The organism is Corynebacterium sp. HMSC076D02 (assembly GCF_001813815.1).
In the GTDB taxonomy this organism is placed as follows: Bacteria; Actinomycetota; Actinomycetes; order Mycobacteriales; family Mycobacteriaceae; genus Corynebacterium; species Corynebacterium simulans.
This window is the reverse complement of sequence record NZ_KV814036.1, coordinates 1-8357: the sequence shown is the minus strand read 5'-3', so window position 1 is coordinate 8357 and position 8357 is coordinate 1. Positions and strand designations below refer to the sequence as shown.

At 58.7% G+C, this 8357-nt stretch carries 18 protein-coding genes; 17 read left to right on the top strand and 1 reads right to left on the bottom strand.

Annotated elements, in window-relative coordinates; translation table 11 throughout:
* Window positions 1–211: 211 nt before the first annotated feature.
* Entirely contained in the window at window positions 212–475 is a 264-nt protein-coding gene (locus HMPREF2935_RS00880) for a hypothetical protein (RefSeq protein ID WP_070731604.1), read from the bottom strand.
* Window positions 476–713: 238 nt separating this feature from the next.
* Between HMPREF2935_RS00880 and HMPREF2935_RS12915 the strand changes: the two genes are divergently transcribed.
* The 17 genes from HMPREF2935_RS12915 to HMPREF2935_RS00800 form a co-directional block, all read left to right on the top strand.
* Window positions 714–896, top strand: a complete 183-nt coding sequence (locus tag HMPREF2935_RS12915) for a hypothetical protein (protein ID WP_141755989.1) — start codon at window positions 714–716, stop codon at window positions 894–896.
* Window positions 897–906: 10 nt separating this feature from the next.
* Entirely contained in the window at window positions 907–1485 is a 579-nt protein-coding gene (locus HMPREF2935_RS00870) for a hypothetical protein (RefSeq protein WP_070731600.1), read from the top strand.
* On the top strand, window positions 1485–2057 hold the full coding sequence (locus HMPREF2935_RS00865) for a pentapeptide repeat-containing protein (protein ID WP_070731599.1): 573 nt from the start codon (window positions 1485–1487) through the stop codon (window positions 2055–2057). Before HMPREF2935_RS00870 ends, HMPREF2935_RS00865 begins: the two co-directional genes overlap by 1 nt.
* A complete protein-coding gene (locus HMPREF2935_RS00860; protein WP_070731597.1) occupies window positions 2050–2481 on the top strand; it encodes a hypothetical protein in 432 nt (143 codons plus the stop codon). Before HMPREF2935_RS00865 ends, HMPREF2935_RS00860 begins: the two co-directional genes overlap by 8 nt.
* Window positions 2482–2483: 2 nt before the next feature.
* Window positions 2484–2846: a hypothetical protein gene (locus tag HMPREF2935_RS00855; RefSeq protein WP_070731596.1), complete on the top strand. Its 363-nt coding sequence runs from the start codon at window positions 2484–2486 to the stop codon at window positions 2844–2846.
* Window positions 2839–2964 carry a hypothetical protein gene (locus HMPREF2935_RS13670; RefSeq protein ID WP_256380762.1) on the top strand — a complete coding sequence of 42 codons (126 nt, stop codon included), beginning with the start codon at window positions 2839–2841 and terminating at the stop codon, window positions 2962–2964. The genes HMPREF2935_RS00855 and HMPREF2935_RS13670 overlap by 8 nt, the downstream gene beginning before the upstream one ends.
* Complete coding sequence (locus HMPREF2935_RS00850) at window positions 2957–3328, top strand: hypothetical protein (protein WP_070731594.1); 372 nt, start codon at window positions 2957–2959, stop codon at window positions 3326–3328. Before HMPREF2935_RS13670 ends, HMPREF2935_RS00850 begins: the two co-directional genes overlap by 8 nt.
* Window positions 3325–3555, top strand: a complete 231-nt coding sequence (locus tag HMPREF2935_RS00845; protein ID WP_070731592.1) for a hypothetical protein — start codon at window positions 3325–3327, stop codon at window positions 3553–3555. Before HMPREF2935_RS00850 ends, HMPREF2935_RS00845 begins: the two co-directional genes overlap by 4 nt.
* Window positions 3552–3767, top strand: coding sequence for a hypothetical protein (locus tag HMPREF2935_RS00840; RefSeq protein ID WP_070731590.1), 216 nt, complete (start codon window positions 3552–3554; stop codon window positions 3765–3767). Before HMPREF2935_RS00845 ends, HMPREF2935_RS00840 begins: the two co-directional genes overlap by 4 nt.
* 232 nt (window positions 3768–3999) lie before the next feature.
* Window positions 4000–4425, top strand: coding sequence for a hypothetical protein (locus HMPREF2935_RS13390; protein ID WP_246817749.1), 426 nt, complete (start codon window positions 4000–4002; stop codon window positions 4423–4425).
* Complete coding sequence (locus HMPREF2935_RS00830) at window positions 4422–4811, top strand: RusA family crossover junction endodeoxyribonuclease (RefSeq protein WP_070731586.1); 390 nt, start codon at window positions 4422–4424, stop codon at window positions 4809–4811. Before HMPREF2935_RS13390 ends, HMPREF2935_RS00830 begins: the two co-directional genes overlap by 4 nt.
* Window positions 4808–5047, top strand: coding sequence for a hypothetical protein (locus HMPREF2935_RS00825; RefSeq protein WP_070731584.1), 240 nt, complete (start codon window positions 4808–4810; stop codon window positions 5045–5047). Before HMPREF2935_RS00830 ends, HMPREF2935_RS00825 begins: the two co-directional genes overlap by 4 nt.
* Window positions 5035–5619, top strand: a complete 585-nt coding sequence (locus HMPREF2935_RS00820) for a hypothetical protein (protein ID WP_070731582.1) — start codon at window positions 5035–5037, stop codon at window positions 5617–5619. Before HMPREF2935_RS00825 ends, HMPREF2935_RS00820 begins: the two co-directional genes overlap by 13 nt.
* An 89-nt stretch (window positions 5620–5708) precedes the next feature.
* The gene (locus tag HMPREF2935_RS00815) at window positions 5709–5993 is read left to right on the top strand and encodes an HNH endonuclease (RefSeq protein WP_070731580.1); all 285 of its coding nucleotides are present in this window, start codon (window positions 5709–5711) and stop codon (window positions 5991–5993) included.
* Window positions 5994–6111: 118 nt separating this feature from the next.
* Window positions 6112–6435 (top strand): terminase small subunit, encoded by a 324-nt coding sequence (locus tag HMPREF2935_RS00810; protein WP_061925949.1) that lies wholly within the window; start codon window positions 6112–6114, stop codon window positions 6433–6435.
* Between the two features lie 3 nt (window positions 6436–6438).
* Window positions 6439–7956: a terminase large subunit gene (locus tag HMPREF2935_RS00805; protein ID WP_070731579.1), complete on the top strand. Its 1518-nt coding sequence runs from the start codon at window positions 6439–6441 to the stop codon at window positions 7954–7956.
* Window positions 7957–7965: 9 nt separating this feature from the next.
* The coding region (locus HMPREF2935_RS00800; RefSeq protein WP_141755988.1) for a phage portal protein at window positions 7966–8357 on the top strand (392 nt) is incomplete at its 3' end.

Here is an 8357-nt window from a genome sequence, read left to right as displayed (position 1 = left end):
AAAACTCGATAACCAGCGCAATCGCCAAAATGTCCCCGGGGGAGTCCCCGGAATGTCTACCGAGGGGACATTTGAGGGAGTCACCGAAATGTCCGGTACCATACCCGTCCCGTCCCGTCCCGACCCGACCAATATAGGGGGTACAGGTAGCCAGCCAACTTACGGTGATCAAGGGGATGGGCAAGTGGCTGGCAGCCTAACTCTCGACGGGCTAGCGGACGCTACGCGCCGCGCCCGCGACGCCGGCATCCCCGAATCGGCCATCGCCGCCGGGGCACGAGAATTCAACCGACGCCCCGAGCCCAAAGGCCCCGGACTGCTGCGCACACTCATCAACGACGCCTGGGAAGCCGAACAAACCACCCACGCCAACGCCGAAGCCAAGGCCCAACGCCGCGCCGCCATCGACGCCTGCACCCAATGCGACGACAGCGGCATCCGCTACGCCGACGGCCAAGCCCACCGCTGCACCCACAAACCCGAACCGCCCTTCTGAAGGGAGACGCAATGCGACGCCTCACCAAGCCACGATTCCTCGTGCGCTCCACGATTCGCCACGACGGGACTCGGAGATGGCACATCCTAGAGCGCTCAGGCCTGCTCACCCTGCCATACGGATTCCCCTTCAACCGCCAGTTCAAAACCTGGCCCGAAGCCCTCCACGCCGCAAACCACCTCGCCCTCAACAACGACCCATACCTGAAAGGACTCAAATGCCTACCACCTTTCCGAGCCTCATCGACCGGCTAGTCACCCGCACCGAACAAGGCCAACTCACCGAAGCCCAACACACCATCGTGGGCCGCGCCTGCGCCCGCCAATTGGGCGCCATACCCGTCAAGCGACATTCAAGCCGCCACCCCTCCAACCCGCGCCCCGTATTCCGCTACCGCTAAAGGAACCCACATGCACTTACCAAAAATCACCATCAGCCCCAACGCCTTCCGCGTCAACGGCCAGGAGCTCATCGTGATGGACGACCCGGCCCCAACCATCTGTCACATCGGTAGAAAAATCTACGGTGTCACCGTCACCATCCCCTCGGACGACATCGACCTCGACGCTGACGCTCGCTACACCGACGAAACCGAGCTTGAGGCCAACGACGTCGAGCCGCTTCACGCCCCAGCCGGAACCCCATTCCTCGCCAGTGTATGCGGCAGCCTCCCACAACTCGTCGTCCGCAGCCACAGCGACATCGACCTAGAAGCCTGGTGGCTCCTCAACGGCACCCGCTGGCTACGAACCGACGACTGCGACGTTGAAATCATCGCCCCACTCAAGCGGACTAAATCTCCGAAATCTCCAACCGAAAGGAACATAATGCCTAACCGTAACTGGCCGGGGGCTGACAGCGTCCGCGCCGCCCGCCTCGACTTTGATCCAGATGATGACGGGTTTGACTACATCACCTTTCGCGTCCCGACCGGGTACACGTACAACACCGCTCAGCGCTACAAAATCGAATCGCTAGGAGACCACTGATGGATCGTGAGGAAGTTTTATCTATCGTCCATGAGGCACGAAAGGCCGGAGCGGCTCCGAATCTGCGTAACTCGAGCCTGGGTGGCGTGGACCTGAGTGCCGCGAACCTGAGCGGCGTGGACTTGTGCGGCGCGGACCTGCGTGGCGCGGACCTGCGTGGCGCGAGCTTGTATGGCGTGGATCTGTGTGGCGCGAACTTGTATAGCGCGAGCTTGCATGGTTCGGACCTGCGTCACACGAATCTGCGTGACGCGAATCTGCGTTACGCGAGCTTGCGTGACGCGAATCTGTATGACGCGACATGGTTTGGACTCCGAATTGATGGATTACCATCCAGACAGCTCACGCTCACCCCCACCCCCAACGGTTGGGATTTGAGTGTTGGCTGCTGGTACGGCACCCCAGACAAGCTACGCGCCCTTATCGCAAAGGATGAGGGGTGGCCAGGAGCCAAAGGTGATGAAATCACCCGCCGCCGCCCCTACCTAGAAGCAGCACTCGCCCTATGTGAAGTGCACATGAAAGACAACGCTGATTACATCGAAGAGCTTAGGGAGAAGTGGAATGCCTAAAGCCATCGAAGTCCCAATCTCGCTAATCAAGGCAGGCGACATCGACGCAATCCGCGGACTGCTACCCAAGGAAAATCTTTTCGGCAGGTGGGCAACACACCCCGAGTACGGACGCGGAATCATTATCAGCGCATACCCAGACGAGACCTGTCTCGTCCGCTTTGCCTACGAAAACAGTTGTTTTGTGGGCGGTTCAGATTGGGAATGTGTGAACCCCGATGATCTCACTCTGGACCCGGTAGAACTCACCACCATGAAGGACTTCAGAACAGCGCCAGAGGGCACCATCGTTGCCGCACCCACAGGAAACGCATTCCAAAAAGTTTCCCCCGAGCGCTGGGAAAATCATCTCGACCTACTCGACGATAGGCAAATGGCAATCAGCGGCCCATACAAAATCCTCCGATACGGATGGGGAGACTAACAATGACCCTTAACGAGAAGCACGTCCGTGAACTACTCGAAGCCTCCACGCCCGGGCCGTGGGGATACGAGGGGGCGAAATTTCAAGAAATCACCACACTAGACCAAGACGGCCTAGAGCAATCGGTAATCAGCCTTGACCGCTGTACCGAGAAAGACCTTTGCAATAGGCCCGCAGATATGAACCTCACAGCCCTGGCCCCACAACTCGCGCAGGAAGTCCTACGGATGCGTGAGGCACTGCACGACCTCAGTGAGGTGTGGGAGGCCATAAGCATCGGCCCATACCGCACCCCAGCGGAGCAGCAGCTCGCAGCGGCGGTAGTAGACCACATTGACCAAATCCTAGGAGACCACGATGGATAAAGACAAGATTCACCGCGCTCTAGCGCACATCGCTGCTGGTGCCGACAAAATGGCCCAAGCCGCACAGAAAGCACTCACGCCACTAGCAAGGAGCAAGCAAGGAGAGCAAGATGAGTAACCGAGACAGGGCAGCGCACCTCATCATGGAAGCCGCCCGCGAATCAGAAGTTCCCACCGAAACCGCCATCAACGCGGTAGAAGCACTCGCCAACGCGGGACTACTCGCCCCAGACCTACCATTATTGAGTAGCGATTACGCCAGCATAGAAGTGCCAACCCGCCGCACCTTAATCATGAACGATGATGACTGCCCAACCCTCTATGAGAACGAGGACAGCATTCTGGTAGGCACCGTTAACGGTGAGGTTAACTTCTCGCTCGGGGTGCATGATGAAGTTTCCGTCACCTTGCCCGTTGACAAGGCCGTGAACTTCTCCATCGCCGTACTCGCCGCAGCCCAATATGCAAGGGGGAAAGCATGACCCCTGAGACTGCCCGCTATTGGCTGGGGCACAGCACACGCCCGCCACTCATCCCGCCCTACATCGCACAGCAAGCCCTAGAAACCATCGCCGCAATGGACTACCAGGAAGCGGACTACCGGCCCCCGCGCTTCTACAGCGTGGACGAACCAACAGAGAAAGGCCCAGACCTAGGCAGGCATGTGACCCGCGCACGCAGACTCACAGGCCCATGGGAGAAAGCATGAGACCCCACAAACTTCGTATCAGTCCACGCGGCGTCACCCTCGACGGACTCCCACTTATACACAGTGAAGAATCCCCCACCATCGAAACAATCCTCCCCAACCTCCACCGCGTGCACCTCACCATCTATGCCGGACACATTCAGCTAGACGGCGACAATCACCACACCCCAGAGGCCACACCCATCTACGACCAACTCAAGGAGGAAGCATGAGAACCTTTGCAAACATGACTCCGCAGGAACGCGCTGACTGCACCGGCGCGTGGTGCGAATACACAACCCCACTCGGAAACAAAGACATAGCAATCTTTGAAAGCGGCACAACTCTATTCCAGCCGGTATACGGACGTTTTACGGCTCCTCTTGAAACCATTATCCCGCGCCTAGACCTCCCCAGAGCCTGGAACCTGGCCGGAAAACCAGTACGAGGATGGTGAGACGAAACATGACCACTCTTGCAGACCTCACACCCGAAGAAAGAGCACAGTGCCGGGGAATGTGGTGTGACTTCCCAGACCCCGACGAGCGCACCAACCTCGCAATCTACGTAGGGGACAGCCCCAACAATCAAGGATTCTGTGAGCTAATCCACGAAGGGCAGTTAGGCACTCTCACCATTCCTGAGAACCTCACCCCACGCGACGACCTACCCCGCGCCTGGGCACCACACGGCAAACCAGCAGCAGGGGAGTGGGAATACGCCGTGCAATACCTGACCCCGGACGGGTGGAAATACAGCCGCCCATCGTGGGAAAATCGCTGGCAGGATAGCGAAGCCGTGCAAGAAGTCCGCGCCCACCGCGACCACCCCGGACAAGAAACACGAATCGTACGACGACTAGTCGGCCAGCCGGAGGTGATGGAGGCATGAGACTGCACTTCGAAATCCAAGGCCGCCCCGCCGCCCAAGGCTCCAAACGCCACATAGGCGGAGGCCGCATGATCGAACAATCCAAATACCTCAAACCCTGGCGCGACAAGATGATCGCCACCATGCGCGCCAACTACACAGGACAACCGCTAGATGAACCCCTCGAGGTCACAGCGGTCTTTTTTATACCCAAACCCAAACGCCCTAAATTCCCAACGCCAGCCACACCCCCAGACACCGACAAACTATGCCGCGCACTAGGCGACGCCCTCACCCAAGCTGGCGTAATCAAAGACGACGCCCGCATCACCACATGGCACGCCACCAAAAAATACCACCCACAAGGCTGGACAGGCGCACACATCACCATCAAGGAAACCCCATGAGACAACTCACCATCACCTACGACAATGAAGGACAAGTAGTCGACATAGACACAACACTCGACTTCGACCTCACCCAAATCCCCACCATCGGCAGCAGCCTCATCGCCGCATTCCTAGCCATGCTCATCAAAAACGGAGCAAGCCCAACCGAAGCCAAACAATACATCCGCGGTCTCTCCGCAGCCACAGGCCGAGTCATCGACAACTACCTCAAGGAGAACCCATGCCACCAGTAGATGAACAACACCTACGAGACCTGGCCCGCCACCTCGCCAACCTCTACCAAGAACTCAACAGCCTCAAATACTCACGACCCACACCACCCGAAGCACGCGTCATGAAACCAACACCCGGCCCACAATCACCGGGTAACTGGTTGTACGTCGCCACCTACCTCGACCAAGAACAACGGTTGCGTGAGGTCTCCTTCAACGCCTTCGCAGACATTGGCGTACGCATCCACGACAACGATGCAGCAGCCCCACGACTCTGCCAACTCCTGGCCTTCCACGCACAAGCAGCCAGCGAACTCAACTGGGCCACAGACCTAATGGACGAACTCACCAGCCAAATCCGAATCATTGATAGGAGATGCAACCCACCACAACCCAACATCATCGCCAAACAACCCGAACCGCGGCGCGGAGCCGAGCATATCGCCCGGCAACTCAGAGCACGCGGCATCCCCACAACCGCTGACACAATCCGAGGATGGGCACGCTCCGGACACATCACCCGAGCAACCATGCCCAACGGACGCGGCGGCTACCTACTCACCGAAGCCCTCAACCACGCACACCACCACTAGCGCTACTCCCCACTTCCGGTGTACAATCGACGCGACGACACTTCATACCCTGGCAACAGCCGGGGTATTTCGCGTTTTAAGGGGGTGCCATGGGCTGGGCAGACACACGCCACCAAAAGAAACTCGCCGCAGACTTCAAAGCACAGTGTGCCCGCAACGCCACACCCTGCCACCTATGCGGCCAACCGATTGATTACACCGCCCCACCACAAACCCCGGACGCCTACGAGCTCGACCACTACTACCCGCGCAGCACACACCCCGAGCTCACCGACGACCCCGCCAATTTCCGCGCCGCACACTCCAACTGCAACCGCAGCCGCGGCAAAGGCACCGCCGTCTACGCACTCGGGCGGCAATCAGAACAGTGGTGACACTAAGGGTAGGCCCCCAAAATCACGGGAGAAGTTTGTCACGGACGCCTTCGGCGGGGTGAGGTGTCCTCTCTCCCCGAAGCTCGAAGGGGGCTCGCGCAAGAAGGAGGTATGACCAGTGGCTTTACGGCATGGTTACCCGACAGATGACGACATTGAAGACGTTGAAGTCGACGATTTTGAGCATATGCGGGATGCGGTTCGGAAGTCTGTTGAGACGGCGGACCATCTCGAGGATTCTGACGAGGCTGATATTCAGTTGGCGTATCGTTTGGCGGACATTATTGACGAGGCGCGGGCGTCTGGGGACCCGGAGGCGATTCATAAGACCGCGTTCGGCCCCATGCCGACGTTGCATAAGGTGCTGACGTCTTTGGGGCTGAATCCCGAGGGACGCGACAAGCTTGGGCTGAACTCGCAAGAGGACGATGAGGATTGGTAGGCCGTGGCGCCTTTGGTTGGTTCCACGGTGCCGCGGGTGTTTACCCCGCCGCTGCGTGAGCTGACGCCGGAAACGTCGTGGGGCTTCGATGTTGTGTGGTTTGCGCGTGAGATTCTTCGTCAGCCGTTGTCACCGTGGCAAGAGTGGCTGGCGATCCATTGCCTTGAGCTCATGCCCCAAGAGCAGGTCAAAGAACTCTACCCGGATGACCCTTCGGTGTGGGATGAGGAGATACCCCGATTTAAGACCATTTTGGTGCTGGTGGCTCGGCAGAACGGTAAGACACATTTTGCGAAGGTACTTATTAAGTGGGCGTTGTTCCGTAAGCGGTTGAAGTACATTCTTGGTGCTGCGCAAACGAAGAATGATGCTTATGAGCTGTGGGAAGACGTTGAGAAGGAGTGTGATGAGAATCCGCGTTTGAAGAAGCGGATGAAGCGCACTTCGTTTGCTCATGGTTTCGAGGCGCTGCGCTCGAAGTGGGGCGTTTACCGGATTGCGGGCCTGGACCGTAAGGCTGGGCGTGGCAAGACGGCGAACATGCTTTATTTGGATGAGCTGCGTGAGCATAAGGATTGGGCTGGTTGGTCGGCGTTGTCGTCTACGACGAACTCGCCGCTGGTTGGGTTCAATGTGGCTACGTCGAATGCTGGTGATGCGCGGTCGGTAGTTTTGCGGCATTTGCGGGACACGGCATCGAAGGCGATTCGTGAGAAGCGGACTGATACGGCGACGTTGTTCATGGCCGAGTGGTCGGCTGACCCTGACCTTGACCCTTCTGATAAGCAGGGTTGGGCGCAGGCAAACCCGGACTTGGGCAGTAGCCGGTTGACGGTGCGTGATATTCAGGCCGAGTTTGATACCAAGACGGAGGCGGAGTTTCGTACAGAGAACTTGTGCCAGTGGGTTGATGTTCTCGCCCCGTCGAAGTTTCCGGAGGGGTCGTGGGCTTCGTGCTTGGATTCGGAGTCGCGGCGCGCCACGGGCGCCAAGGTGAATGTTGGCCTTGACGTTGCGGTTGACTTGAAGGCTGCGCACATCGTTGGCGCGATGAAGCGCCCGGATGGTTTGTGGCATGTCGAGTTGCTGGCGTCGCGCCCGGGTATTGATTGGGTGACTGGGTGGCTGGAGCAGCGACTTGAATCAGCCGATTGGTTCGATGGGGAGGTTGCGGTACAAGCTCGTGGCGCTCCTGTGGGAACGCTCATTCCGCGGTTGCGGGAGGCTGGTCTTACGGTGCGCGAGTGGGCTGGGCCTGACCTGACTCAGGGCACTTTGGCGTTTTACGACCTGGTTGCTCAGTCGAAGCTGCGGCACCGTGGACAGCCCGCGCTTGATGCCGCTGCCACGGGTGCGCAGGACCGGCGCGCTGGCGATGCGTTCATGTGGGATCGCTCGAAATCAGTGGGCGATGTTGCCCCAATTGTGGCCGCGACCGCGGCTGTATGGCTTGCAAGTCAGCCGGAGATAGAGCCGCCGAAACAATCGGCGTACGAGACAGCTGATTTGATGATTCTTTAGGAGGTGTTTATGGGGCTTCGTGAGTGGCTTGGCTTCAGTAAATCGACGATGTTGCCGGAGCCGGGCGAGTTGCAGGCGCCGATTGTGTCGGCGTACATGGATGACCTTCTGATGCAGATTCGGAATCAGTCGCCGGCGGACTTGTGGCGTTCGCAGCCGTATCTTCGGATGGTGATTTCGTTCCGTGCGCGGAATGTGGCGCAGATTGGGTTGCACGCCCTGGAGTTGATGCCGGATGGTGGGCGTGAACGGGTGCGCTCCGGCCCGATTGGTACGCTTCTGCGCGAACCGAACCCTGACCAAACGTGGTATGAGTTGCTGTTCGGTTTGGTGTCTACGTTTGACCTGTACGATGAGGCGATTCTCTACATTGCTGACGATGGGGAGAAGATTCTGCTGCG